Raw genomic sequence first — 25,938 nt, forward strand, 5'->3', positions numbered from 1 at the left:
CCGATCTTCGAGATGAAGCTGCTGGCCGAACCCCAGCACATCGACGAGCTTGGCCACGTCAACAATGCCGTCTGGGTGCAATGGATGGAAACGGTCGCGGTCGCTCACTGGCGCAGCGTTGCCGACCCCAACCACCAGGACGATTATGTCTGGGTCGTCGTCCGGCACGAGATCGATTACCTCCGCGCCGCTTTGGAAGGCGAGACGATCACCGCCCGCACCTGGGTCGGCGACGCCCCCAAAGGCGCGCGCTTCGAGCGGAACATGGAATTCGTCGGCGAAGACGGAAAGATCAGGGTCCGCGCCCGCACCGACTGGGCAATCATCGACAAGGCCTCCGGCCGCCCGATCCGCGTTCCCGCGGATGTTGTCGCCCCCTTCATGGCCTAGCCCTGCGCTCGTCCTGAGCGAAGTCGAAGGGCGCTGGCAGAACGCATTTCAGATTCGAACCGACCGCGCTACACTCCCCCCATGGGCCAAACCGTCCTCTACGATTACTTCCGCTCCTCCGCCGCCTATCGCGTGCGGATCGCGCTCAACCTCAAGGGTGTCGATTATGAGCGGCGGCCGGTCAGCCTGGTCGATGGCGCGCAAAAATCCGATGAATATCGTGCGCTCAACCCGCAAGGCCTGGTGCCGATGCTGGAGATCGACGGCCTCAAGCTGACCCAGACCCTTTCGATCATGGTCTATCTCGACCAGACGCGGCCCGAGCCGCTCCTGATGCCGCGCGACCCCGCCGACGGCGCCCATGTCCGCGGCATGGCGCTCGCCATCGCCTGCGACATCCATCCTTTGAATAACCTGCGCGTCCTCAAGTATTTGAAGGGCGAGCTCGGACAGGAGCAGGAAGCGATCGATCGTTGGTACGCCCATTGGGTGAACGAGGGCCTCGCCGCTTTGGAAGCCATCGCCGCGCCGCGTGCCGGCGCATTCCTTTTCGGCGACACGCCGACCATCGCCGACGTCTGCCTGGTGCCGCAGCTCTACAATGCGCGGCGCTTCAACATTCCGATCACGCCCTACCCGACCCTGCGCCGCGCCGATGAAACGGCGAGCGCCCTCCCCGCCTTCGCCGCGGCCCATCCGGACCGCGTCGCCCAAGAGGAAGCCGTCCAATGAACCGAGTCGACGCCATCAACCGTGGCATGGATGATTTGAAGACTCTCGAAGAGGTCGAAATCCCGTCGCTGAAGGGTAAGGTCAGCGAGGAGGAGTGGAAGATCCGCGTCGATCTCGCCGCCGCCTACCGGCTTGTCGCGCATTATGGCTGGGACGACCTCATTTTCACGCACCTCTCGGCGCGCATCCCGGGACCGGAACATCACTTCCTCTTGAACCCGTACAACCTAATGTTCGAGGAAGTGACGGCGAGCTCGCTGGTCAAGGTCGACACGAATGGCAATGCCGTCGAGCCTACGCCGTTCATCACCAATCCGGCCGGCTTCACCATCCATTCCGCCATTCACATGGCCCGCGAAGACGCCCATGCGGTCATGCACCTCCACACACCGCACGGGCAGGCGGTCAGCGCCCATGCCGACGGCCTGCTGCCGCTCACCCAGACCGCCATGCTGATCCGCGAGGACACGGCCTTCCACGATTATGAGGGAGTCGCCGTCGACCTCGACGAGCGGGAGCGGCTGGTCGAGCATCTCGGCACCAAGAACCTGATGATTCTGCGTAACCACGGCACTTTGGCGGTCGGGCCCAGCGTCGGCGAATGCTTCGTCCGCCTCTATTATATGGAGCGGGCCTGCCAGGCGCAGATCATGGCGCTGTCGGCCGGCGAGAACGTCAACAACCCACCTCAAGGCGCTCCCGAAGTCGCCGCCGAGCAGGGCGCCGTCGGCATCACCCTCGCCGCGAAATTCCTCGCCTGGCCGGCCCTGCTCCGCAAAGCCTACCGCCTCGACCCCAGCTTCGCGAGCTGAGTTGGCGAAGGGGGCGGCATCGGTCAGCGACTTTCGTGCGCTCGCGAAAGCGCGGCTGCCGCATTTCCTGTTCGAATATATCGACGGCGGTTCCTACGACGAGGTGACGCTTGACCGGAACGTCGAGGATTTGCGTGCGATTGCCTTGAAGCAGCGCGTCATGCGGGACGTCTCCGAACTTGATCTGTCGACGTTATTGTTCGGCCACACATGGGATTTGCCCGTGGGGCTTGGGCCGGTCGGCATGTCCGGCATGTACGCCCGGCGAGGTGAAGTACAGGCGGCGAGGGCCGCCACCGCCGCCGGCGTTCCATTTTCCTTGTCGACCTTGAGCGTCTGCTCGATCCGCGAAGTCGCGCGGGAGCTGGCGCGGCCCTTCTGGCTGCAGCTCTACATGGTCAAGGACCGCGCCTTCCTCGAGGACTTACTGCAGATCGGACGTGACTCCGGTTGCTCGGCGCTGCTCCTGACCGTCGACCTGCCGGTGTCCGGCAGCCGCTACCGCGACGTCCGCTCCGGCCTCGCCGTCCCTGCCAGCGGCGGCGCTTCGTTCCGTCGCTTCTGCCAGTCGGCACTGCGGCCGGGATGGGCGTGGGACGTCGGGCTGAACGGCCGCCCGCACGGCCTCGGCAACCTCGAGCCGGTGCTCGGCAAGAATAGCGGGCTTGAGGATTATTTCGGCTGGATCGCGAAGAACTTCGATCCGTCCATCACCTGGGCCGACCTCGCCTGGGTGCGCCAGCGCTGGGAAGGTCCGATCATCATCAAGGGCATTCTCGACCCGGAGGACGCCCATGCCGCGGTCAGCCATGGCGCCGACGGCATTGTCGTTTCCAACCACGGCGGCCGCCAGCTCGACGGTGCCCTATCCAGTGCCAAAGCGCTGCCGCGAATCGCCGATGCGGTTGCGGGCCGGATCCCGATCCTCGTCGATGGCGGCGTCCGCTCCGGTCTCGACGTCGTCCGAATGCTGGCGCTCGGCGCAGATTTCGTCCTGATGGGCCGTGCCTGGGCCTATGCCCTCGCCGCTGACGGCGAACGCGGCGTCGCCCACATGCTGAAGCTGGTCGAAGCGGAAATACGCGCGGCGATGGCCCTCACCGGATGCCGAAGCATCCGGGAGATCGATCGCGCCATTTTGGCAGAATGAATGGTCGGGGAGAGAGGATTCGAACCTCCGGCCCCTGCCTCCCGAAGACAGTGCTCTACCAGGCTGAGCTACTCCCCGACCGGAACCCGCGGGTGCGACGGATGGTCGCAGCGGGAGCCAAGGCGCGGGCTACATAGATTGGGGTTTCAGATAGCGCAACCCAAGGATCAGCTTGGGCGGCCAAGCACTTTCATCCAGTCGCCATGGCGCACGAATTTCTCGCGCGGGCTGCCCGGTCGCGCCTGCGCCTCCTCGGCCCGTTCGATGGCGCGCCAGTCCTCGAAGCTCGTTGCTTCCACGCCGCGCTCCTGAAGCAGCGCGTCGAGCCCTTCACCGCCCGGCTTGTCGCCGTCCGACCCGGCCGGCATCGCCGCCGCGACCTGCTCCGCGACTTCATAGCCATCAGGCCGGTTGGTCCCGATCGTCCCGGTCGGCCCCCGCCGCGCCCAGCCGACGCAATAAAGCCCGTCGCTGATCTGGCCGTGGTCGTTCAAGTAATGGCCGTGCTTGTCGTCATGGGGCACGCCGGCCAGCGGCGGCGTCGAATAGCCGATGGCGGTGATGATAAGGCTCGCCGGCACCTCGTAGGTTTCGCCGGTTCCTACAGCCCGCCCCTCCTCGTCCAGCCGGGTCCGCTCGACGATAATCCGCTCCGCACTTTCGTCGCCCTCGATCCGTAAGGGTTTGGCAAAAAAGTCAAAAATCATGCGTTTGGGCTTTTTGGAATCCACTGCAGTGCCCGCGAACTCCCTGAGAATCGTGATCGATTTGCGATGCCCCGGCTCCAGCGCCTCGTCGGCTTCGACGGGGGGGAAGTCGGCCGCATCGACCTCGGGCGAAGCCTCCTCGAGATGCCCCAGCTCGCCCAATTCCTTCGGCGTCATCGCAATCTGGTGCGGCCCACGCCGGCCGAGGATGGTGATGGTCCGGATCAACGATCTGCCCAGCGCATCGAGCGCATGACCGACGATGTCGGAGCCTTCGAACTCGTGGCCGGTCTTCGACAGGATGCGAGCGCAGTCGAGGGCCACATTGCCGTTGCCGATCACCGCTGCATGGGTGCCGCCAAGCGGCGGGTCGAGGTCGACGAAATCGGGATGGCCGTTATACCAGCCGACAAACTCGGCCGAGCCTACGACGCCAGGCAATTCCTCGCCCGGAATGCCGAGCTTGCGGTCGCGCGGAGCGCCGGTCGCGAGAATGACGGCGTCGTACAGTTTCGTCAGATCATCAATGGCAAGGTCGTTGCCGATGGTGACGTTGCCGACGAAGCGGACGGTGTCGGTCTCGGCAACCTTGTCGTAACGCTTGGAAACGGCCTTCAACGACTGGTGGTCCGGTGCGACTCCGAAGCGGATCAGCCCATAGGGAACGGCGTAGCGATCGAGGATGTCGATGCGGGCCTGATCGCCATAGGCCTTGGCCAAGGCCTCCGCGGTATAGAACCCGGCCGGCCCCGAGCCGACAATCGCGAAATGCCGCATGCACGCCTCCGCCTGTTGTTCGGCGGAACCTATAGCCAAAGCGGCCCCGCGCAAGTCAGGCCTTGGTTTTGTCCTCTAGGAGGTCAGGCGCCTTCGACTTGATGGCGGCTGCGATCGGCGCGGCGAGCATTCCCAGCATGCCGGCCAGCTCGACATGAACCCGGGCGGCCGTGTCCTCGACGGTGATCGACGCGTCGACCGCCTGCCCGAGCGCGCTGATGCCGAGGTCGAGGCGGTCGCCGACCCAGTTCGAAGTCACTGCGGCACCGCCCGGAATGTGCCTCTGCAGCGAACCGATGTTGGCAGCGATGCGGCGCCGGGCCTCTTCACGGCCGAGCTTGTGGGGGACGGAAACGTCGATGGGCTGAGTCATAAGCGAGACGTGCGATGCGATCCGCGGTTTTTCAAGCGGCGCGGCACTGATATCGTCACGCGATGCGCGCGCTGCTTGCTTTGTTGATGTTGGTCCTGGCCGTGCCGTCGGCCGCCCAAGCACCGGTCTTCAACCCCGCCGCCAACTACATCACGCCCGGCCAGGACGAGCCCGGCTACCGCGCCTGGGTCGCGGCGAATCCTTATCGGGCGCTCTATGTGAAGGCCTTCGATACGTATCTAACGACCTATGGCGCAGGCGGCGTGGTTCCGACTTGGCAGCTCTTGCGGACTGCGACCGACTGGTCGCGGTGCAGCGCCCAGCCCTTCGAGGTACCGCCGACCCAGGCCTGGCCGAACATTGTCGCAGCGTTGCGCTATGTCGGCGCTTACGTCGTGCCAAAGCTAGGCCCGGTCGAGGCGGTCTCGGTCTACCGCAACCCGGCACTCAACGCCTGCGCCGGCGGAGCATACGAGAGCACTCATAAGACCATGGGCGCGATCGACATGGTGCCGCTTACGCCGATCACACGGGAAGCACTGATGACACGGCTGTGCGGCATCCATGAGAAAAGCGGTGAGCGCTTCTTGATCGGCCTCGGACTCTACAAGGGCCTGCGCTTCCACATCGACGCCAAGAAGTTTCGCGAGTGGGGCATGGAAGGCACCCAAGGCCATTTTGGCTGCGGCGCGGTACTGGCCGAAGGGCCGATGCCGTACGTCGAAAGCTCAGCCGTGGTGACGACCCCCCAACAGCCGTAGGCCTTGCGGCGAGCCCGCTTCCCGACCATCGTGCCGCCCGAATTTAGTTTGGGGAGGCTCCATGTCCTTGCGTTTCGCCGCCGCGCTGTCCGCTCTGTTGCTCGCCGGCTCGGCCAGCGCCCAGACCTTCTCTCCCGACCGCATCAAGTCTGACGTGTCCTTTCTCGCCGATGACCTCCTGGAAGGGCGCGGCACGGGCACTCGCGGATACGATATCGCGGCACGCTTCGTCGCCGAGCGTTACGAAGCGCTGGGCCTGAAGCCCGGGGGCAACAAGGGTTGGTTCCAGGACATCAATTTCGTTAGCGCTGCTCCCGATCCGACCCATGTCTCGGCGGTGACCCTCAATGGCGTCCGCTTCGAACATGGCGGCCATGCTATCATGAGCCCCGCCGCCAATGACTCGGCGATCGACCAGAGTGCGCCGGCCGTCTTCGTCGGGTGGGGCCTCGAGAACAAACAGTACGGCCTCGACGATTATCGAGGACTCGACGTCAAAGGAAAGATTGTCGTGCTGATGCGCGGCACGCCAGACGGGCTGCCCGGAGACATCGCTGCCACGCTTAACGAGAAGAAGAGTGAGCTTGCGGTTTCAAAGGGCGCGATCGGGGTCGTCACCATTGCCACGCAGGAAACGCTCAAGGCATTCCCCTGGGCAAAGATCCTCGCCAACAGCGCGGTGCCGCGCATGCGTTACGTCCATCCCGACGGCCAGATCGAGGACGTCACCGGGCCGCTGAAGCTGAGCGGCTTCATCGATCCAACGGCGGCAGAGCAACTGTTCAAGGGCTCCTCGCTCGACGGGAAAGTGGCCGCGATGCTCGGCGACAAGAAGGCCCGGCCGAAAGGTTTCGCGCTGACGTCGCCGATCCGTGTTGAGCGCTTTGGCAAGATCAACCGCGTCCGCAGCGCCAATGTGCTCGGCCTGCTCGAGGGCGTGGATCCTACGCTCAAGAACGAGGTCGTGATGCTGACCGCGCATCTCGATCATCTGGGGATCATTCCAGGGCGCACCGGCGACGCCATCGCCAATGGCGCGATGGACAATGCCGCTGGCATTGCCACGATGTTGGAAGCCGCACGCGCGTTCGTCGACAGTGGCAAGAGGCCGAAGCGGTCAATCCTGTTCGTCGCCTTGACCGGTGAGGAAAAGGGCCTCCTCGGTTCGGAGTACCTGTCCAAATATTCTGAGCCTGCCGGCAAGAATCTGGTTGCCGACGTCAATCTCGACGAGCCGTTGATGACCTATGATTTCACTGACGTCATCGCGTTTGGGGCCGAGCATTCCACCATCGGGGCTACGGTTGAGCGGGCCGGCGCGCAGCTAGGCGTCAAGCTCTCGCCGGACCCGCAGCCGGAGCAGAACATCTTCGTTCGCTCGGATCACTACAAGTTCGTCCAGCAGGGCGTCCCTGCTGTCATGCTCTCAACCGGTATGGCGAACGGCGGCGAGGCGGCGTGGAAGGTCTACGAAGAAAAGCATTATCACGACCCCAGCGATGACTTGAGCCAGCCCATCGACTGGGCGGCGGGGGCCAAGTTCGCGAAGATCAACTATCTGATCGCACGCGACCTTGCGGACGCTCCGACCGATCCGCTCTGGTATGCGAACGACTTCTTCGGCGACAAGTTCGCGCCGAACGCGCCAAAAGCGCCTAAGCGGTGAGGGTTGTGCTAGCGGGATAACACACCACATCGTCTCAAAATCGAGGGATAAGCATGGATTTTGAGAAACTGACGGACCGGGCGCGCGGCTTCCTGCAGGCGGCACAGACGATTGCGGTCCGCGAACATCATCAGCGCATCGCACCGGCGCACCTGGTGAAGGCGCTGCTCGACGATGAGCAAGGCATGGCCGCCGGACTGATCCAGGCGGCTGGCGGCGATGCGCAGGCTGCGCGTCGCGAGGTCGATGCCTTGGTGGCCAAGGTACCTGCCGTCACGGGATCGGGGGCGACCTCCGCTCCGGGCATGGACGGCGACACCATCCGCCTGCTCGACCAGGCCGAGCAAATCGCGAAGAAAGCCGGCGACCAATATGTGACCGTTGAACGCATCCTGCTTGCGGCAGCGCTCGCCAAGGGAACAGACGTCGGCGACGCACTCGCCAGGGCGGGACTAACCCCGCAAAATCTTAACGCCGCCATCGACAAGTTGCGCGGCGGACGAACCGCCGACACCCAAGCGTCCGAAGATCGCTATGATGCGCTTAAACGCTACACGCGCGACCTGACGGAAGCGGCGCGGTCAGGCAAGCTCGACCCCGTCATCGGTCGCGACGAGGAAATCCGCCGGACGGTCCAGGTGCTGGCCCGCCGCACCAAGAACAACCCTGTCCTCATCGGTGAGCCGGGCGTCGGCAAGACCGCAATTGCGGAAGGCCTGGCGCTGCGCATCGCCAACGGCGACGTGCCGGACACACTGAAGGACCGTCGGTTGTTGTCGCTGGACATGGGATCGCTGATCGCCGGCGCCAAATATCGCGGCGAGTTCGAGGAACGTCTCAAAGGTGTCCTCGACGAAGTGAAACAGGCCGCGGGCGAGATCATCCTGTTCATCGACGAGATGCACACTCTGGTCGGTGCGGGGAAATCCGAAGGTGCGATGGATGCGTCCAACCTGCTGAAGCCCGCGCTGGCCCGGGGCGAGCTTCACTGCATCGGTGCGACGACGCTCGATGAATATCGCAAGCACGTCGAAAAAGACGCGGCGCTGGAGCGGCGCTTCCAGCCGGTGTTCGTCGGCGAGCCGACGGTGCCCGACACGATCTCGATCCTCCGTGGGCTAAAAGAGAAGTACGAGTTGCACCACGGGGTGCGCATCACGGACGCCGCAATCGTTGCCGCAGCGACCCTGTCGAACCGCTACATTTCCGACCGCTTCCTGCCGGACAAGGCCATCGACCTGATGGATGAGGCGGCGAGCCGCATCCGGATGGAGGTCGAGTCAAAACCGGAGGAAATCGAGAATCTCGACCGACGCATCATCCAGCTGAAGATCGAGCGCGAGGCGCTGAAAAAGGAACCCGACAAGGCCTCCCAGGAGCGGCTGGCGAAGCTCGAAGAGGAACTCGCCAATCTCGAGCAGCAGTCGAGCGAGTTGACCCAGCGCTGGCAGGCCGAAAAGGACAAAATCGCCGGCGAAGCCAAGGTCAAGGAGCAACTCGACCAGGCGCGCCTGGAACTGGAACAGGCGCAACGCTCAGGCGACCTCGCCAAGGCCGGTGAACTGCAATACGGCCGCATCCCGGAGCTGGAGAAACAGCTTTCCGAAGCCAGCCAGCAGACCAAGGGGGCGATGCTGCGCGAGGAGGTGACCGACCAGGACATTGCCGCCGTCGTCAGCCGCTGGACCGGAGTCCCTGTCGAACGGATGATGGAAGGTGAGCGCGAGAAGCTCATCCACATGGAAGAGGCGATCGGCCGGCGAGTGATCGGCCAGGCCGATGCCGTGAAAGCCGTGTCCGCCGCCGTCCGCCGTGCCCGCGCGGGCCTGCAGGATCCGAACCGCCCGCTGGGCTCATTCTTGTTCCTGGGTCCGACGGGCGTCGGCAAGACCGAGCTTACCAAGGCGCTCGCTGAATTCCTGTTCGACGACTCGACCGCAATGGTCCGCATCGACATGAGCGAGTTCATGGAGAAGCACGCGGTCGCCCGCCTGATCGGCGCCCCTCCGGGCTATGTCGGTTACGAAGAGGGCGGGGTCCTGACCGAAGCCGTCCGTCGCCGGCCCTACCAGGTTGTGCTGTTCGACGAGGTTGAGAAGGCCCACGGTGATGTCTTCAATGTGCTGCTGCAGGTGCTGGACGACGGTCGCCTGACCGACGGCCAGGGCCGCACGGTCGACTTCACCAACACGCTCATCATCCTGACCTCGAATCTTGGCAGCCAATATCTCGCCAACCTCGGCGAGGACGAAGATGTCGAGAAGGTCGAGCCGCAGGTGATGGAGGTCGTCCGCGGACATTTCCGGCCGGAGTTCCTGAACAGGCTGGACGAGATCATCCTCTTCCATCGCCTGGGCCAGGCCCACATGGGTCCGATCGTTGACATCCAGGTTGCAAGGCTTCAGCAACTGCTCGATGACAGGAAGATCCGTCTGGAAATGACGGATGCAGCGAGGGCATGGCTTGGCCGCGTCGGGTACGACCCGATTTACGGCGCCCGGCCGCTGAAGCGTGCGGTGCAGAAATACCTGCAGGACCCACTCGCCGACGCCATCCTGGCCGGCAAAATCCACGACGGCCAGACGGTCAAGGTCGATGAAGGCGACGGCGGCCTGAAGATCGAGCCTGCCTGAGCCTCAGCGAAGCCTTTGACGGCGCTTGGCAATCGCGGCATGGTCTCGCCCATGCTTTGAACCAAAGGGTGGGACTATGTCGCGCGTTGCACATTCGCTGATTGGAGCCGCAATTCTGGGAGTCGTTGTTGCCGCACCGGCTCCGGCCAGAGACCTCCCGAAGACTTCGACACCGAAGCTTTTTGAAGAGGTTGTCAGTTGCCGGACGATTCAGGATTCGGCGGAGCGGCTGGCCTGTTACGACCGTAATGTTGCAGCGCTCGAAACCGCACAAAAGACGAATGAGCTCTACGTCGCCGACAAGGCGGCCATGAAAGAGGCGCGGAAGGGCTTGTTTGGCTTTGCGCTACCCAATCTGAAGATCTTCGGGGACGAGGATCTGGGTGACCTCAAGGAGCTCGAAACGACGATCGCCGCGGTCAGCACCGGCTCCAGGGGCTATATCATCACCCTGCCGGACGGCGCTCGCTGGGCGCAGACAGATAAGCGCTACATGGATCAGCCGAAGGTTGGGGCGAAGATCAAGATCGAGAAGGCGGCTCTCGGCAGCTATATGGCGAGCATTAACAAGAAGCCCGGCTTCCGCGTCGAGCGCATCAACACTGACCGCTGAGGGCGGGCGGAAAAAGTGGTGATCGCGCTTTCGTCCGTCATGACGCAATTGCAGCGGGCGCAGATGCTGCAACAGCAAGGGCGGGTCGGCGAAGCATGGGCGTTACTGGCAACACTACGATCCGCGATCAACGGCAATGGCCAGGCGCTGCGCCTTTACGCGCTGGTTGCTCACTCTGTTGGTCGGATCGACGAAGCGGCGGAGGCACTGGAGCAGATTATCACGCTCGAGCGCGAGCCCCCGGAAATCGTCGGCGCACTGGCCGACATGCTCAGCAGTGCCGGGCGGCACGAGGAGGCACTGCGCAATTGGGATCGGCTGGTCGCTCAGCATCCTAAGGTCGCGGACGCGCACCTCAACCGGGCAGTGACCGCCGCCAACGCCGGCAGGCATGATTTGGCCGTCGAAGCGGCCGCCGCCGGACTCCAGCACTTTCCCGGCCACGCGCGACTGATCGCGACGAAAGCGATGGCGCTTAAGAATATCGGCCGAATCGAAGAAGCGGTCTCGCTGTTCGAAATCGCCGTTGCCGCTGACCCGGAGCGGGCACTGACTCGCCACAACCAGGCCGTGACGTTGCGCGCCGCCTGCCGATACGACGAAGCCTGCGAAGCTTACGCGGAAGCCGAGCGGCTCGGAATGCACGGGGCCCAGTTCCATGCCAATTGGGCTGCCGCGGCGCTGGAGGCTGGGTGCGTCGAGGAAGCCACCGATTTGTATAAGAAGGCCTTGGCAGAAGACCCCGCCCACAAGGAGTCCCGCAAGGCGCTCACCCGGTTGGAAATCGAATACCGTGGAGGGGGGGATGCCTTTGCTCATTACGAAGCTGAGGTAAGAGCGAGGGGCTTTGCGGCGGAACCCTATCTCGATTGGATTGACGCATTGATGCGCAACAACCGACCGGTCGAAGCGGCAGAGGTCGCAAGCGAGGCGCTGTCTCGGCATCCAGATCAGCCGACGTTGCGGACGATAGCGCCCTACCTCAAAGGCATGACGGGAAAGCCGGGACCTTGGCTCGACGCGCTTGAGGAGGAGGCCGTCCGCCGGCCAGGCGACACCCATTTGGCAGATTCGATTCAGATGTTGTCTATTCGCGCGGGCCGATGGGATCGTGCCGAAGAATTGTTGCGGCAGCAACTCGCCCGGGACCCGGACAATCAGCTCGTCTGGGCCAAACTCTCCATTGTCTGGCGAATGCTGGACGATCCGCGCGAGCATTGGCTGTGTGATTATGACCGCCTGGTGATGGTGACCGAGGTACCTTCCCCTGATGGGCTCCTCGACCCTGCGCAATATGCGCGGATCATGGCCACCGCCCTCGACCCTCTACATCAGACGCGGCACGCACCTGGCGATCAGACATTACGGGGCGGAACCCAATCCAGTGGCGATCTGTTCGCTCGCCTGGATCCGAAAATCCAGGGGTTCCGGAAGGCCATTCTGCTGGCCGCCGGCGACATGGTCGCAGCATTGCCGGCCGATCCGGCCCACCCGTTTCTGCGTCGCACGTCCGACCGGCTCGGCTTTTCCGGGAGCTGGTCGGTGCGACTGCAAAGCGGGGGCCATCACGTCTCCCACGTGCACTCCGAAGGCTGGATGAGCTCAGCCTACTACGCAAGATTGCCCGAGACCACGGAGCAAGCCCCCAACCCGCATGAGGGATGGATCCAATTTGGCGTTCCTCCGGACAATTTCGGCATGGACCTTGAACCACGCCTGATCATTGAGCCAAAGCCTGGCCGCCTGGTTCTGTTCCCGTCCTACATGTGGCACGGGACGATCCCATTCCAGTCGGGCGATCGACTCACCGCCGCTTTCGATTATCTGCCCCTCTAGAGACGCGGTTGCGCATCATGGCTGGTTGCGGCACGTGGGTGCGCCATGAGCAGCTTGCTTCAATTGAATCCGGAGCTCGACCGGGAGTCGCTGGCCCAAGAATTCGAGCGCAAGGGTCGATTGCAGATTCGCGACGTGTTGACGTTCGAAAGCGCGAGGCAACTACGCGACATTTTGACTGAACGCACGCCGTGGAGCTTGGCAATCCAGTCGGGGTCGAGCGCGCCGACGAAAATCATCCCCAGCCATGAGCTGGCGGCAATGACGCCCGGCCAGCGGCGCGAATTGGTCAAGGACATTGGGGTGGCCGGACAACCCGATTACGCGTTTGCCTACGAGATGTATCCGCTCGTGACGGCTTACTTGGAACGCTGGCGGCCGGGCTCCCTCCATGAACGGTTACTTGAAGACCTGAACAGCGCTGAGATGCTGACCTTCATGAAGGACGTCAGCGGCATGGAGGACATCGTCAAGATGGATGGCCAGGCAACGCTCTATGGACCGGGGCATTTTCTTTGGCCGCATAGCGACGCCGAGAGCGAACGCGGGCGCCGCGTTGCCTATGTGCTGAACTTGACCCTTGGCGACTGGAAGGCTGAGTGGGGCGGCTACCTCAACTTCTACGATTCCGACTGGGATATTGAGCAGGCTTTCCGACCCAGATTCAACTGCCTCAATCTGTTCCGCGTGCCGCAATGGCATGACGTTTCGATCGTTACGGCCGGCGCTGCCTTGGCACGCTACGCAATCACGGGCTGGGCCCGGAACCGCTGAACCTGCGCGCCAGGCGCATCGACCTTTCGAATTTGGCGCTTCGAAAAAAAACGGCGGGAGATTGCTCTCCCGCCGCCCTAATAGTTTGATCTTGTGATCGAAGCTTAGAGTTTCACCTTGCCCTGGATCGTGAAGTAACGGCCCAGGATGACCGGGTTGTAGTAAGCCGCGTTCACACGGAAGCCCGAGTCTCCGGCAGGCGTCTGCTTCGGCTTTGCATCGAACAGATTCTGGATGATGCCAGTCAACTCGAAGTTGTTGCCGATCGACTTGCGCAGAGACAGGTCGAAGTAGCTCAGCGCCGGAAGCCTCGGATCATGTTCGTCGCCGAAGGCTTCCACCGTCTCGGACAGGTAGTTCCAGCGCATCTGAGCGGTGAAATCGTCGCTGTCATAAGCAACGGTCAGCGTCGACTTCCACTCGGGGAAGGTTCCGCCGATACCGCCACCGGTCTTGCCAGCGAAGTCACCTGTGCCGAAGTCGATCTCATTGAGCCAGGAGAGCAACTCCTGGACCCGCAAGCGACCACCGATACCAAGACCAATGTCGTTGAACGGAACGCTGTAGTTCAGTCCGACGTCGATACCGCTGGTCTTGAAGGTGCCTTGGTTGCCGGTCGCCGAGTTGACGGCCGTAAGCTGGCCGGTCGCCGGATCACGGGTCACCCGAGCGCAAGAAGCCGCATTAAGATTCAGGTAGCAGTCGTTGATGAAGAACTGCGCGCCGAATGCACTGATGATGTCGTCGATCTTGATGTTGTAATAATCGACCGTCGCCGAGAAGCGGCCCAGGCCAAGATTCGGCGTCAGCACCGCACCGATGGTAAAGGTCTTCGCGGTTTCCTCACTCAGGCCCGGGTTACCGAATGCGAAAGTCTGGACCTGGTCGTTGTTCTGGTGGAACGACGCCGGATCACTGGACGGTAGGCTGAAGTTGATCAACGGAGCGAACGCGTTGCACTGCGCGATCGTCGCACCCGTCGGGGTTTCCGTCGCGTTGCACGGATCGGTGTAGGACGGGAAGCCCTGGTCGCCGTTCTGGAACAACTCGACGATCGACGGGGCACGTGCCGCCTTGTTGTAGATGCCGCGGAACTTCAGCCAGTCGGTCGGAGCCCACTGCAGGCCGGCCTTCCAGTTAAAGAGGCCGCCGGCCGACGAGTAGTCCGAATAACGGGCGCCGGCTTCGAACGACAGTTCATGAACGAACGGCAGGTCGGCAAGGATCGGGATACGGACTTCGCCGTACACTTCCTTAACGTTGACCTTGCCCTTCTGGTTCTGGACGGCGTTGAAACCGTAGATATCGCCGTTGCGCTGCGCGTCATCGACGATGATCTCACCCTTGTCCGTCCGTGCTTCCGCACCGACGGCGACGCCGACCGGCCCGGCCGGCAGGTCGACCAGGTTGCCGGTGATGTTGCCGGCAATCCGGACCTGATCGAACGTGCGAGTTTCCTGGGTGTCGATCCGGACAAAGCTCAACATGTCGGCATCGATCGTATTGGCACCGAAGATGTCGAGCGGCACGCAGTTTGGCAGGACACCCGGACCGGTGCAGCCGGCGAGGCCCTGCGCCACGGCGGTGTTGTTGATATTGCCGATGGCGCGGATGCTATCCGCCGTCTTACCGTAACTGGCCGTCTCGTCCCAGTTGAAACCGTGCGCCAGCGGGCCCGACAGGGTGCCGCGAAGGGTCTGCGTCTTGGCGTTGAAGAGGCCGATACGCGGACCAGTTTCAGAGAAGCGACGATCGATGGTGAACGGCGCGTCTGGGTTCGCACGCGTCTGAAGTGCCGCCAGCAGGTCCGGGTGACAGGACTGCACGCCGCACGCCCCGTTCGCAACGATGAACGGATTGAGGGTCGGGTCGACGACGATGCCAGTAGCTGGCGTCGGCGCCAAGTTCACTTCCTGCGTCGAGTCGGTGTAATTGCCGACGACTTTCAGCCGGATGGCGTCACTGATGTCATAGCGAGCCGTGGCGGCAAAGTTATACCGCTTGTACGGCGTCACCAGATAGTTGACCGGGTTGAAATTGTACCGGCTGGAACCCGTCGAACGATCGGCGAAATTGCAAAGCCCCGACGTATTGCGCGGCGACAGCAAGCCGTTCTGGTCAAACGAGATGTTCCCCGTGTTGACGTTGGCGGCGTTTGCAACGCCGTCGCAGTTCGTGTCGGCGACACCGGCGTCGAAATTGTTGTTCGTGACACCACCGGGGCCCGTGGTGACGGCCGTCGACAGGTTCGCAAACGGATTGGCGGCGTCATTGGCGATCCAGCCCCAAGGCGGGGTACCGGAACCGCCGGCGCCAGTGACAATATCACCCGGCTCCAGGACGAGGTGATCGGCCACCACGCGATGGTCGCCCCTAAAGACAACAACTGCGGCATTGCGGAACAGGTCACGGTCGCCCTGGCCGACCGGGTCACGAGTATAGTAGCTCGCGAACAGGGTCATGTTGCCACGGTCGTCACCGAAGTTGCCACCGAGGAGGCCCTGGACGTTGAAGCTCGCGCCGTCGCCGTGATCGGAAATGCCGTACTGCGACGAAAGCTCGAGACCTTCGTAATTGTCCTTGAGGATGAAGTTCACGACGCCCGCGATGGCGTCCGAACCGTACACCGCCGAGGCGCCGCCGGTGACGACGTCCACGCGCTCGATGAGGCCGGCCGGAATGGTGCCGATGTCGACGACGCCCGAGCTCGATGAAGCCGGAACACGCTCGCCGTCGACGAGGATCAGGGTGCGGTTCGGGCCGAGACCGCGAAGGTCGAGGGTCGAAAAGTCTTCACCGCCCTGGTTGTTCGAAACGCGGGTGTTGCCCGGAATGATCTGCGGCAGTTCGTTCAGCAGCGATTCGACGGTGACCGTACCGGTCAGGTCGAAGGTTTCCGAATCAACCGTGGTGACGGGGCTCGGTGCGTCGAGCTCCGGACGGATCAGGCGCGAACCGGTGACGACGATTGCTTCGTCGCTGGCCTCGGCCTTGCCCTTGTCGCTCAGAGCAGGCTGCTCTTCGGCCGGAGGCGAAGTCTCGCCCGAGGCCGGAGGCGCGTCTTGCGCCATCGCCGGTGTAGCGAGAACGCCTGCGCCAAGAAGCGCGAGAGCCTGCCAAGCGGCAGTCGCACGCAAATTGGATTTCCTCATTTCTATCTCCCGAATCGGACGCCCCTTGCGGTGCGCCACCAGTTCGCGGGCGCAATCCACCCCCACGTAGGATGAGGTTTAGCGTCGAAAGGGGCCGCCCTGTCCAGCGTCGAGAGGCGCTCTGTCAGCTTTTGTTAAGCCACTGTGACAGCGGGGACACAGTGGCGTAACGAGCCGAAATATTCCTCAGGCGCGCCTTTTTGCGCGCTTTTCCGCGGCGAGGCTGGCGGCCGCGTCGATATAGGGTTCCTGCCGTTCGACGCTCCAGTAGCGAAGCTCGTCTAGCGGGATGGTCACGCCCGTTTCCGCGCAACGCACGTGGTCGCCGTCGCTGAGCAGCCGGAAGGTTCCGGCCATATACCGGATCTTCGCTTCGCGACCGCGTCCGCTCATCAGCATTGCAACCCTGCCTTCAATCTTCGTCGAACAGCCCGGGCTGTCCAGTCGTTCCCGGCTTCCTGGGGCGATAGGACCGCGGGGCCGCGCGCTCAAGTCGCGCAACACTTCCCTCGACGATCGCTTCCACCGTCCCGTCGGCAAAGCGAAGGCTCAGCAGGCCAGCGGACCGGGCGGCAGCGGCGTGGACCAAAGTTTGCCCTTCCCTGTCGGTCACGCGCACAAATCCGCGCTGCAAGGGGCGCTCGGGATGGGCCAGCCCCGCAAGGCGCCAGAGCGACGCCAGCCTTTCCGATGCCTGCTCGATCCGTTGGCTGATCAATTCATGCCTCAAACGCGGCGCGACGGCGCTGAGGTCGGCGCGCGCGTGGGCGGCCCGGGCGGCCAGTGCTCGGGGCAGACGGTCCCCGACGTCGTCGAGCCTTTGGCCCGCCGGCGCCAGAAGGCCGGCGGCCTCGGGCCAGCGATTGGTCGTAAGCTCCAGCCGCTCGCCAGCCCGCTTTGCCGCTCGCACGAGGCATGCCCTCGAGCGCTGTCCCAAGTCGGCAATTGCAGAGGCGAGTTCGGCGCGGACCGGCACCGCCATCTCCGCTGCCGCGGTGGGCGTCGGAGCACGCCGGTCGGACGCGAAGTCGATCAGGGTCGTATCCGTCTCATGGCCAACGGCACTGATAAGAGGGATCGGACATTCAGCGGCTGCGCGCACGACCTCCTCCTCATTGAAGGCCCACAAATCCTCGATCGCCCCCCCGCCTCGCGCCACGATCAGGACATCGGGCCGCGGCTCGATCGCCGCCATGCCGCGGATCGCTGAAGCGATCTTGGTTGCGGCGCCCTCGCCCTGGACCGGGACAGGCCACAGCACAACGTGGGTTGGGCAACGGTCATCAAGCCGGTGAAGGATGTCGCGAATTACGGCGCCTGTCGGCGAAGTCACGATTCCGATGACCTGCGGCAGAAAAGGAAGCGGCCGCTTGCGGGCGGGGTCGAAAAGCCCTTCGGCGGCTAACGCACGCTTGCGCTGCTCGAGCAACGCCATGAGCGCGCCTTCGCCGGCGAGCTCAAGCCGATCGACGATGATCTGATATTTCGAGCGGCCGGCGTAGGTGGTGAGTTTCCCAGTGCCGATGACGTCGAGCCCGTCCTGGGGCTGGAAAGCGATGCCCGACGACTGTCCACGCCAGATGACCGCATCGATACAGGCACTCTCGTCCTTCAAAGTGAAATAGCAGTGGCCCGAGGCATGCCGCTTCCAGCCCGATATCTCCCCTCGCACCCGGACAAAGCCGAACGCCGCCTCGACGGTTCGCTTCAATGCGCCGGACAATTCGGTAACGGTCAGCGGAGGCGAATTGTCCGACGGCGACACCTTCGCTAACAGGCCGGGACGGTCGTTGTCGGAAGCGGGGTCGGTGAGGTTCATGAACATCCTGCTGCTGGGTTCTGGCGGACGCGAGGATGCGCTTGCCTGGCGACTGAAGCAATCACCCTCATGCGACCGGCTGGTGGCGGCACCGGGCAATCCAGGGATCGCTCGCTGGGCAGAATGTCTTCCGGTCGACCCATGCAATGCCGGCGCGGTCCTGGATTTGGCAACAACGATTGGTGCCGACTTGGTCGTGGTTGGTCCGGAGGCGCCACTTGTCGCTGGCGTCGCAGACGCGCTCCGAGCGCAGGGTTTTCTAGTCTTCGGCCCGGATGCCGCCGCCGCTCAGCTCGAAGGGTCCAAGGGCTTCACCAAGGATCTGTGCGCCCGCGTGGGCATTCCAACGGCCCGTTACGTAAGGATCGAAACCGAGGGGGACGCGCTGGCCGCGCTGGACGGCTTTGCGATCCCGGTCGTCATCAAGGCCGACGGCCTGGCCGCGGGCAAGGGCGTAACCGTGGCAATGAGCCGCAACGAGGCGGAATCGGCGATCCGTGCAGCCGGCGATGGCCCCATGGTGATAGAGGAATTCCTGGAAGGCGAGGAGGCCAGCCTGTTCGCGCTGGTCGACGGCGAGCGTGCCGTCGTCCTGGCTTCGGCCCAGGACCACAAGAGGGTCGGTGAAGGAGACACCGGTCCCAACACCGGCGGCATGGGGGCCTATTCGCCTGCGCCGGTCCTGACACGGGGACTTGAGCAGCGCGCGATGGATGAGATCATCCTGCCGACGGCCCGCGCGATGGCTGCTGCCGGCACACCATTTTCGGGCGTTCTATACGCCGGCCTGATGCTTACGCCCGAAGGGCCGAAGCTCATTGAATACAATGTGCGCTTCGGCGACCCCGAATGCGAGGCCATCATGCCCCGCATCATCGGTGATTTTGCAGGCTTGCTTCGGGACGTTGCATCTGGCCATGACTTTGAGCCGCCTGTCTTGTCGACCGAGGCAAGTATGACGGTGGTAATTGCGGCGCGCGGATACCCGGGCGATCCAGCTGCAGGCGGCGAAATCGCGGGGATCGAAGAGGCAGAGGCGGTCGACGGAGTAACCGTCTTCCAAGCGGGCACCCGATCGGATCTTGGGCGGCTGGTCGCCAATGGCGGCCGGGTGTTGGCGGTGACCGCGGTTGGAGCCAACTTGGCGACAGCTCGCGAGCGGGTCTATCGAGCAGTCGATCGGATATCGTTTGCCGACGGTTTCTGCCGCCGGGACATCGGCTGGAGAGAGCTGGAGCGCCAGGCATGAGATGGACCTATTTCCTGCTGCTTGGCATCGTCGCGGTGGCCGCTGCAACCTGGATTTGGCACGGCCCGCTGGGCGCCGGCGACCAGTTTGCCCGGGCAGTCGATGCTCGCGCTCGAGCGATGCTCGACCATTACGAAATGTACCACGTGGAGGCGCGGATGGAGCGGACCCCCCTGCGGCGCCGAGTCATTCTTTCGGGACCGGCGGACGATTTCCAGCGCAGCGAAATAAAGCGGATGGTGGAGGCGCAGCCGGGGGTTGCCGAGGCTGTCTGGAGCACTGCATCGAAGCCGGTGGAGAGCACGCAATGATGCCGCTGTTCGTGGAATCTTTTTTGATGGCGTTGGTGGGTTTCGGTGTGGGCTTCCTTTTCGCCTATTTGGTCGCCCTACGGCGTCACTGGATCCGATAAGGGGAAGACATGGTCGAACTGTTTTATGCGTATTGGCCCGTTGTACTGATTGCTGTCGCGATCGGAATCATCGTCGGCTTTCTCATCTTTCGCCCGCGGCAAAGGGTCCGGCTGACGGACAGCGCGCCAGTCCGCCCGCACATGACAATTCATCCGGGAGAAACCGTGCTGGAGCACGAGGCCGAAGTAACGACCAGGCATGTCATCGGCAGCGAGGGTTCCCTACCGGCGCAACCTTCAGACGAACTCGAGAGACTGAAGGGCGTCGGTCCGAAGCTTGCCTCCCTGCTCAAGGCACATGGGCTTACGCGATACGAACATCTGGCGAAGCTTTCAGACGAAGAACTGGAGCGGCTCGATGCCGACCTCGGCGCATTTCGAGGTCGGTTGCAGCGCGACCGGGTCGTCGAACAGGCTGACTATCTCGCCCGCGGCGACATTGACGGCTTCGAACAGAGGTTCGGCAAACTCTAGGCGCCGATATAGACGGGAGTCCCGACCTCCGTGACGCGGAACAGCTTGGCCGCGAACTCACCTGGCAAGCGCACACAGCCATGACTGGCCGGCACGCCCGGCAAATGACCGGCATGTAGCGCAATCCCATATTTATCGATGCGCTGCATGAAGGGCATCGGTGCATTCTCGTACTTCAGCGACTTATGGAACCTCTGCTTCTCCAGAATGGGGAACACGCCTGTGGGCGTGTCCTTGCCTGGCTTGCCACTGGAAATGGTGGAGACCGCCACGAGCGTGCTGCCCTTGTAAAGGAAGGCCAGCTGGTCCGAGAGGCTGATTACCACTCGTGGGTCGCCATCGCCTGGCTCGTCGCGCCAAAGATACTGCCCTGCCTTGAGCGATTTATCGCCGAAGGCCTCCAGCATATCCTGGTTGGCAAGAGCAGCCGCGTCGGTGGCAGCCTCCTTGGCTTCAACGGATTCAAATGAAGCGGCTACGGGAGCGAACGGTACGCAGAGCGCGAGCGCGCCCGAAGCCGCCAGCACAAGAGCTAGCTTCTTCATAACAGTCTCTTTTTTCTTGCTTTTTCTAATCTGCGATAATGCACAAGGTGCGACTCGGTTCCCGCGCGACGCGGTGAACCAGGCGCGAGCCCGCTGGCACTGCGGGGTTTATTAGTGTGCTAGGCTGCGACTTCGGAGAAGGCCGGACGACTACTCGGCGCTTCCACAGCCGAAGCCTCGCGCTCGTAACGCTGCGCAATCTCGAAAAGGATGGACCGACCTTCGTCGGTCATGGCGGTGTCCGCAAGCTCGCGGCACTTTTGCGCCCTGTCCTGCAATTGCTGTGCCCGTGTCAGCATTGGCCAGTCTCCGCGTCCCCACCGAGTCGCAGCGCCTTTTTACCCTATCCCAAATCAATATGCAGGCCCCCGTCGAGGCCCTGGCCAGACGGGCGAAGCGCGGGATGCACGCCTCGACGCATTTCGCCGGGCCCAAAACAAAGCCCGCCGGATCCGGAGATCCGACGGGCCGAGTTCCTCATTGGCTTGCGGCGTTTAGTCCGCCTGCCTCCGAGAAGGCTTACGCTTAGCCACGCTCCGGCTCAGGCGGAGGCGGAGGCGGAGGCGGCGGCGGCGGGCACGCGTCGGTCGCCAGGATCACCGTTCCGTCCGGGCAGGTCTGCGTCGCCGGAGGCGGCGGCGGCGGCGGCGGGGGCGGCGGCGGCGGAGGCGGCGGCGGCGGCGGCGTGTAGAAGTTATACAGCAGGCTCAGCATCAAGCTGTGCGAGCGGAAACGGCCGTCGAGCGACTCTACGTCGTTGCCAAACGGCTGATCGAAGTCGACGCCGCTGACGTTAAAGAAGCGATACTTCAGGCCGAGGTCGATATTCGGCGTAATCGACTTGCGGATGCCGGCGAGGATCTGCCAAGCGATCCCGCCGTCTTTGTCCGAGAGGCTGCTGTCGCCGTTGATGTTAACGTTGGCGAGGTCGATGTCATAATCGACGGTGGCATAGCCCAGACCTGCGCCGAGGAAACCGCTCCAGCCGTCTTCGTCACCGAAGTCGAACAGGACGTTTGCCATCGCCGACCAGACGTGGACGTCGCCGTCGGCGTCGAACGGTTCGGTCGGATTGACAGAACCGGTCAGTTGCGTGTCAATCTGAACCTCGTCGACCGAGGCACGCTTGTAGCCGAGCTCAAACTCACCCCGGACTAGGCCGAAGTCGTAGCCCGCGACCAGGTCGACGTCGAAACCAAGCTTGTGATCGATGGTAAACGCGTCATCGACGTCGTATCTGAAATTGGCGTCGTAATCGTAGTTGAAGTCGAGATTCGTATCCTCGACGAGCATGACGCCGGCATCGACGCCAACATACACTGACTTGTCACGGGCCATTGCCGGTGTCGCCAGCGCAGCGGCCGCCACTGCGGCGAGCAGATAATTACGCATGCGGACTCCCCTTTTGTGCACCTGAACGGTGCGGATCCAGCTCTTCCTATACCGCAAAGTTCCGGCAGGGGAACGTCCACTTTGCGTTTTCGCTGCATTCCGTTGCAGCGCGGACACACATGGCCGATTGCCCGATTACGCTTCCGTGACTCCGCCGTCGTCTCTTCGTACCCGTTTGGGCCGTGTTGCCAGCAACTTGTCGATTTTCCGCCCGTCCATGTCGAGGACCTCGAACTTCCAGCCATCGCTCGTGAAGGTCTCGCCGGTCTCGGGAATGTGCTTGAGGATCGACAATGCGAAGCCGGCGACGGTCGAGAAGTCACGGTCCCCAAGCATGCGCATGCCCAACCGATCTTGCAAGAGGTCGGCGCTCGCAGCGCCGGACAGCAGCCAGCTGCCGTCCTCGCGTTCGACGCAGGGCGGGTCATGGTCGACGTCGAGGTCGTGGTGGAATGCGCCTGCTAGCGCCGAAAGCAGAGAGCCGGGTGTAACGATGCCGTCGAGATGGCCATATTCGTCATGGACAAGGGCAAGGGGCACGTCCGCGGCCCGGAGCACGGCCAGGGCATCCATCGCGTCCATCAGGTCCGGGATAACCGGCGCCGTTTTCATCAGCGCGGACAAATTGAGGTCACGGCCATCGAGTAAAGCGATCAGCAGGTCGCGCGACGAAACCACCCCGAGAATGTCGTCGACCGAGCCGCGGGCCACGGGGATTCGACTGTGGGGTGTGGCGGCCAGTGCGGAGCGTATTTCATCTCGGCCGCACTCCAGGTCGATCCAGTCGATTTCCGTGCGTGGTGTCATCACCTCGCGCACGGGGCGGTCGGCCAGCCTGACAATGCCGGAGATCATTGCCCGTTCGTCTTCTTCGAGAACGCCGGCGCTTTGCGCTTCCGCCACCACGAGGTGCAGCTCTTCGGCCGTCACCTGGTTCTTCGATTCACGGTCGAGCCGCAAAAGCTTGAAGATAAGGGCGCTCGATCGATCGAGTACCCAAACGAACGGAGCCGTTATCTTCGAGAGCCAGCCCATCGGCCGGGCCATGACGACAGCGATCGGCTCGGGCGACCTTAAAGCGATCTGCTTCGGAACAATTTCACCGACGACGAGCGAAAAATAGGTCGTCAAGAAGATGACTATCCCGAAGCCGATGGTGTGAGCGGTTTCGGGATCCACGCCCAGCATCTGCACGCGCTGTGTCGCCGGCTCCCCTAGGCTGGCGCCCGAGTAAGCGCCTGAGAATATCGCGATCAATGTGATCCCGCTTTGAACTGTCGACAGGAATCGCCCGGGATCGGCTGCAAGGTCCAAAGCCGCCTGCGCCCCCTTGCTCCCTGATCGCGCCATCGCTTTCAACCGGGCTTCGCGGGACGACACAATGGAAAGCTCGCCCATCGCCAGGACTCCGTTGAGGATGATCAAGGCGAGGATGATGAAGACATCGATCCAGGGAATGGGCAGCAACTGATCGCTCATTGAGGCGCCATTCCTAGCCGGAGACCCCGGACTCCGGCAAGCGAGGCTCCTCCGACGCTATCGTCGGGCTGCAAAGAAGGCCTTCAACTGCTCCGCCGCTTCGCCTTCGCCGATGCCGGAAAAGACTTCGGGACGATGATGGCAGGTAGGCTGGTTAAAGACCCTTGCGCCGTGAACTACGCCGCCGCCTTTCGGGTCCTCGGCTGCGAACGTCACCTTGGAAATGCGCGCCAGCGACATGGCCGCGGCGCACATAGCGCAAGGCTCAAGCGTCACCCAAAGCTCGCAACCGTCCAGGCGATCGCGTCCCAACCGCGTCGCCGCGTGACGAATGGCGACGATCTCCGCATGCGCGGTGGGATCGAGCTGGCCGCGCATGGCATTGCGGGCCTCGGCGACAATCTCACCGTCACAGGTGATCACCGCGCCGACCGGCACTTCGCCGCTGTCGGCAGCGACGGCGGCGAGATCGAGAGCCCGCCGCATTGGAGGGGGCAACGGAAAACTGCGATTCATCGCCGCCGCGCTAGCGCGCAGCAAAGCAATTGTCATCGCACTGCTTAGCGCGTGGCGTTGTCGGTCGTTGCGTTCGTCTCCACCGGGCGCTCGACCTTGATTGCGGGGACCTTGACGGTGACGTTCTTTGATTCGGTACCAACCGCTATCTTCCCGGTCTCGACATCGAACGCTGGCGCCTGCCCGCCAGAAGCGGTGACGCCGGCCGCATTTGCCTCGACCGCAGGTGCTTCCGCACTGCGCGTCTGCCTGATGTTGATCAGGCCAGAGGCAACCGCGACGATCAGGGCGACGACCGCCAGAATCAGGATTAATATGACCGCGCGCATCGCAACCCCTTTTAACCTATGTCAGCAGCCAAACGCGCCGCGTCGCCTTCCGTTGCCTTCAATTCGCGCGCGGAGCGGTTGACGCCAGAGCCGTGCACGGCTATCGGGCGGCGCTTTCCGGGACCTCTGCGGCCCCGCCCATAAAATCAGGATTTGAACATGTCGCGCGTTTGCGAACTGACCGGCAAGGGTCGGCAGGTGGGTAACAACGTTTCCCACGCCAACAACAAGACCAAGCGGACGTTCCTGCCCAACCTGCAGAACGTGACGCTGATCTCCGATGCGCTGGGCCAGAGCGTCAAGCTGCGCGTTTCGACCCACGGCCTGCGTTCGGTCGAGCATGTCGGCGGCCTGGACAATTGGCTGCTGAAGACGAGCGACGACAAGCTGAGCACCAAGGTGCGCAAGCTGAAGCGCGAGATCGTCAAGAAGAACGCGGAGCAAGCTGCCTGAGGCAGTTTGCGGTAGCGGTCTGGCCGAAGCCGCCGCTGCCTAGGGCAGGTCGAGCGCCACCAACAGGGTTGGCGCCCGCGGTCTGAAGTCATTATCAGTCACCAGCCAGAGCCGCGTTCCGCCACCGGGACGCGGCTCTGCTGTTATGCCCTCGACATTGGCGGTTGGGGCCAAGGGAAGGCTGGCGACCTTCCTTAACTCCAGGCCGCCATTCTGCGCGCGCACCGCCTCCGCGAGGCCCTTTTCCAGGCCGGTTGCTGACACAGCGCGCGTGACCACAAGAAGCCGGCCGTCCGGTAATTTCAGGGCGTCGGAGACGTAGCCCGAGCTGTAGCCCAACGGATGGCGGGCAGTCTGGCCATTGCGGACCTCCAGCCATTCTCCGCCGAGTTCCGGAAACAGGATCAGACCATCCTTGTCGGAGTCGAGGCCCTCAATCCCCCGATTGTCCGGCCAGCGATCGACGCCGAAGTCGAGCTTGTCGATTGGTCGGCGAAACCCCTCATCGTAGAGCCAGAGTTGGTTCCAGCGTTCGAACGCCACCCACCAGCCACGACCTTTGGGATCGCGAGCTACGGCTTCGCTGTCGCGATTGCTCTTGAAGGAGGAGGTGCCAGGACCGGCCGGCAGGTCGCGGATTTCCGCCTCACCAAGGGTGCCTGGCCTGGGAAGCCAGATCACCGACCCCGAATCGGTGACTGCCATCAGCTTGTCCCGGTCAATGGCCAAGGCCGACAGGCCGCCAAAGCGAGGGTCGGTGACCTCGACCTGCCATGCCCCGGCGAGGCGGAGCGGCGCGAAGCCGGCGGGGTCGAGCTGGATCGGGGTGAAATGGGCCGCGGCGGAGCGCCGCGGGCCGTCACTGCGGTTCGGCATTAGCTGGAACCAGCAGTG

26 protein-coding genes and 1 tRNA gene are annotated in these 25,938 nt (G+C 63.4%); 14 read left to right on the forward strand and 13 right to left on the reverse strand.

Annotated elements, in window-relative coordinates:
- The first annotated feature begins 12 nt into the window (after positions 1–12).
- The 4 genes from LZ536_RS06780 to lldD all read left to right on the forward strand — a co-directional run bounded on the left by LZ536_RS06780 (position 13) and on the right by lldD (position 3,084).
- Positions 13–390 carry an acyl-CoA thioesterase gene (locus LZ536_RS06780; RefSeq protein WP_249848575.1) on the forward strand — a complete coding sequence of 126 codons (378 nt, stop codon included), beginning with the start codon at positions 13–15 and terminating at the stop codon, positions 388–390.
- An 81-nt stretch (positions 391–471) separates the two neighbouring features.
- Positions 472–1,122, forward strand: a complete 651-nt coding sequence (gene maiA, locus LZ536_RS06785) for a maleylacetoacetate isomerase (protein ID WP_249847655.1) — start codon at positions 472–474, stop codon at positions 1,120–1,122.
- A 26-nt stretch (positions 1,123–1,148) separates the two neighbouring features.
- Positions 1,149–1,934 carry a class II aldolase/adducin family protein gene (locus LZ536_RS06790; RefSeq protein WP_249848576.1) on the forward strand — a complete coding sequence of 262 codons (786 nt, stop codon included), beginning with the start codon at positions 1,149–1,151 and terminating at the stop codon, positions 1,932–1,934.
- Between the two features lies 1 nt (position 1,935).
- Positions 1,936–3,084 (forward strand): FMN-dependent L-lactate dehydrogenase LldD, encoded by a 1,149-nt coding sequence (gene lldD / locus LZ536_RS06795; RefSeq protein ID WP_249847657.1) that lies wholly within the window; start codon positions 1,936–1,938, stop codon positions 3,082–3,084.
- Between the two features lies 1 nt (position 3,085).
- On the opposite strand, the gene LZ536_RS06800 is transcribed toward lldD, so the two are convergent.
- The 3 genes from LZ536_RS06800 to LZ536_RS06810 all read right to left on the reverse strand — a co-directional run bounded on the left by LZ536_RS06800 (position 3,086) and on the right by LZ536_RS06810 (position 4,941).
- A tRNA-Pro gene (locus tag LZ536_RS06800) sits at positions 3,086–3,162 on the reverse strand.
- A gap of 89 nt (positions 3,163–3,251) precedes the next feature.
- Complete coding sequence (locus LZ536_RS06805; RefSeq protein WP_249847658.1) at positions 3,252–4,568, reverse strand: FAD-dependent oxidoreductase; 1,317 nt, start codon at positions 4,566–4,568, stop codon at positions 3,252–3,254.
- A 55-nt stretch (positions 4,569–4,623) separates the two neighbouring features.
- On the reverse strand, positions 4,624–4,941 hold the full coding sequence (locus LZ536_RS06810) for a polyhydroxyalkanoic acid system family protein (RefSeq protein WP_249847659.1): 318 nt from the start codon (positions 4,939–4,941) through the stop codon (positions 4,624–4,626).
- Between the two features lie 62 nt (positions 4,942–5,003).
- Here LZ536_RS06810 and LZ536_RS06815 point away from each other — a divergent pair, with 62 nt between their 5' ends.
- From LZ536_RS06815 to LZ536_RS06840, 6 genes are all read left to right on the forward strand, one after another.
- A complete protein-coding gene (locus LZ536_RS06815) occupies positions 5,004–5,702 on the forward strand; it encodes a D-Ala-D-Ala carboxypeptidase family metallohydrolase (RefSeq protein WP_249847660.1) in 699 nt (232 codons plus the stop codon).
- 61 nt (positions 5,703–5,763) lie between these two features.
- Positions 5,764–7,368 carry a M28 family metallopeptidase gene (locus LZ536_RS06820; RefSeq protein ID WP_249847661.1) on the forward strand — a complete coding sequence of 535 codons (1,605 nt, stop codon included), beginning with the start codon at positions 5,764–5,766 and terminating at the stop codon, positions 7,366–7,368.
- A gap of 53 nt (positions 7,369–7,421) precedes the next feature.
- Positions 7,422–10,001 carry an ATP-dependent chaperone ClpB gene (clpB, locus tag LZ536_RS06825; RefSeq protein WP_249847662.1) on the forward strand — a complete coding sequence of 860 codons (2,580 nt, stop codon included), beginning with the start codon at positions 7,422–7,424 and terminating at the stop codon, positions 9,999–10,001.
- Between the two features lie 76 nt (positions 10,002–10,077).
- Positions 10,078–10,614 (forward strand): hypothetical protein, encoded by a 537-nt coding sequence (locus tag LZ536_RS06830; RefSeq protein WP_249847663.1) that lies wholly within the window; start codon positions 10,078–10,080, stop codon positions 10,612–10,614.
- Positions 10,615–10,632: 18 nt separating this feature from the next.
- A complete protein-coding gene (locus LZ536_RS06835; protein WP_249847664.1) occupies positions 10,633–12,450 on the forward strand; it encodes a putative 2OG-Fe(II) oxygenase in 1,818 nt (605 codons plus the stop codon).
- A 45-nt stretch (positions 12,451–12,495) separates the two neighbouring features.
- On the forward strand, positions 12,496–13,224 hold the full coding sequence (locus LZ536_RS06840; RefSeq protein ID WP_249847665.1) for a 2OG-Fe(II) oxygenase: 729 nt from the start codon (positions 12,496–12,498) through the stop codon (positions 13,222–13,224).
- A gap of 104 nt (positions 13,225–13,328) precedes the next feature.
- Here the strand turns inward: LZ536_RS06840 and LZ536_RS06845 are convergent, their stop codons facing one another.
- The 3 genes from LZ536_RS06845 to xseA all read right to left on the reverse strand — a co-directional run bounded on the left by LZ536_RS06845 (position 13,329) and on the right by xseA (position 18,195).
- Complete coding sequence (locus tag LZ536_RS06845) at positions 13,329–16,376, reverse strand: TonB-dependent receptor plug domain-containing protein (protein ID WP_249847667.1); 3,048 nt, start codon at positions 16,374–16,376, stop codon at positions 13,329–13,331.
- 186 nt (positions 16,377–16,562) lie between these two features.
- Complete coding sequence (locus tag LZ536_RS06850) at positions 16,563–16,775, reverse strand: DUF2093 domain-containing protein (RefSeq protein WP_249847668.1); 213 nt, start codon at positions 16,773–16,775, stop codon at positions 16,563–16,565.
- 13 nt (positions 16,776–16,788) lie between these two features.
- A complete protein-coding gene (xseA, locus tag LZ536_RS06855; RefSeq protein ID WP_249847669.1) occupies positions 16,789–18,195 on the reverse strand; it encodes an exodeoxyribonuclease VII large subunit in 1,407 nt (468 codons plus the stop codon).
- Between xseA and purD the strand changes: the two genes are divergently transcribed.
- The 3 genes from purD to LZ536_RS06870 all read left to right on the forward strand — a co-directional run bounded on the left by purD (position 18,194) and on the right by LZ536_RS06870 (position 20,330).
- Positions 18,194–19,444, forward strand: coding sequence for a phosphoribosylamine--glycine ligase (gene purD, locus LZ536_RS06860; RefSeq protein WP_249848577.1), 1,251 nt, complete (start codon positions 18,194–18,196; stop codon positions 19,442–19,444). The two genes, xseA and purD, sit on opposite strands and share 2 nt — an antisense overlap.
- On the forward strand, positions 19,441–19,755 hold the full coding sequence (locus LZ536_RS06865; RefSeq protein WP_249847670.1) for a hypothetical protein: 315 nt from the start codon (positions 19,441–19,443) through the stop codon (positions 19,753–19,755). Before purD ends, LZ536_RS06865 begins: the two co-directional genes overlap by 4 nt.
- Before the next feature lie 110 nt (positions 19,756–19,865).
- Entirely contained in the window at positions 19,866–20,330 is a 465-nt protein-coding gene (locus LZ536_RS06870) for a hypothetical protein (RefSeq protein ID WP_249847671.1), read from the forward strand.
- Here the strand turns inward: LZ536_RS06870 and LZ536_RS06875 are convergent.
- The 6 genes from LZ536_RS06875 to LZ536_RS06905 form a co-directional block, all read right to left on the reverse strand.
- Positions 20,327–20,875, reverse strand: coding sequence for a L,D-transpeptidase family protein (locus LZ536_RS06875; protein WP_249847672.1), 549 nt, complete (start codon positions 20,873–20,875; stop codon positions 20,327–20,329). The genes LZ536_RS06870 and LZ536_RS06875 overlap by 4 nt on opposite strands.
- 119 nt (positions 20,876–20,994) lie before the next feature.
- Entirely contained in the window at positions 20,995–21,174 is a 180-nt protein-coding gene (locus LZ536_RS06880; protein WP_249847673.1) for a hypothetical protein, read from the reverse strand.
- 226 nt (positions 21,175–21,400) lie between these two features.
- Positions 21,401–22,267 carry an outer membrane protein gene (locus LZ536_RS06890; RefSeq protein ID WP_283938392.1) on the reverse strand — a complete coding sequence of 289 codons (867 nt, stop codon included), beginning with the start codon at positions 22,265–22,267 and terminating at the stop codon, positions 21,401–21,403.
- Positions 22,268–22,402: 135 nt separating this feature from the next.
- Complete coding sequence (locus LZ536_RS06895; protein ID WP_249847674.1) at positions 22,403–23,746, reverse strand: hemolysin family protein; 1,344 nt, start codon at positions 23,744–23,746, stop codon at positions 22,403–22,405.
- A 57-nt stretch (positions 23,747–23,803) separates the two neighbouring features.
- Complete coding sequence (locus LZ536_RS06900; RefSeq protein ID WP_249847675.1) at positions 23,804–24,232, reverse strand: nucleoside deaminase; 429 nt, start codon at positions 24,230–24,232, stop codon at positions 23,804–23,806.
- 74 nt (positions 24,233–24,306) lie between these two features.
- Positions 24,307–24,591, reverse strand: a complete 285-nt coding sequence (locus tag LZ536_RS06905) for a hypothetical protein (protein WP_249847676.1) — start codon at positions 24,589–24,591, stop codon at positions 24,307–24,309.
- Positions 24,592–24,750: 159 nt separating this feature from the next.
- On the opposite strand from LZ536_RS06905, the gene rpmB reads away from it, so the two are divergent.
- The gene (gene rpmB, locus LZ536_RS06910; RefSeq protein WP_249847677.1) at positions 24,751–25,044 is read left to right on the forward strand and encodes a 50S ribosomal protein L28; all 294 of its coding nucleotides are present in this window, start codon (positions 24,751–24,753) and stop codon (positions 25,042–25,044) included.
- Positions 25,045–25,083: 39 nt separating this feature from the next.
- On the opposite strand, the gene LZ536_RS06915 is transcribed toward rpmB, so the two are convergent.
- Complete coding sequence (locus LZ536_RS06915; RefSeq protein WP_249847678.1) at positions 25,084–25,920, reverse strand: esterase-like activity of phytase family protein; 837 nt, start codon at positions 25,918–25,920, stop codon at positions 25,084–25,086.
- Positions 25,921–25,938 lie beyond the last annotated feature (18 nt).

This window comes from Sphingomonas alba (assembly GCF_023516555.1).
Taxonomy (GTDB): Bacteria; Pseudomonadota; Alphaproteobacteria; order Sphingomonadales; family Sphingomonadaceae; genus Sphingomicrobium; species Sphingomicrobium album.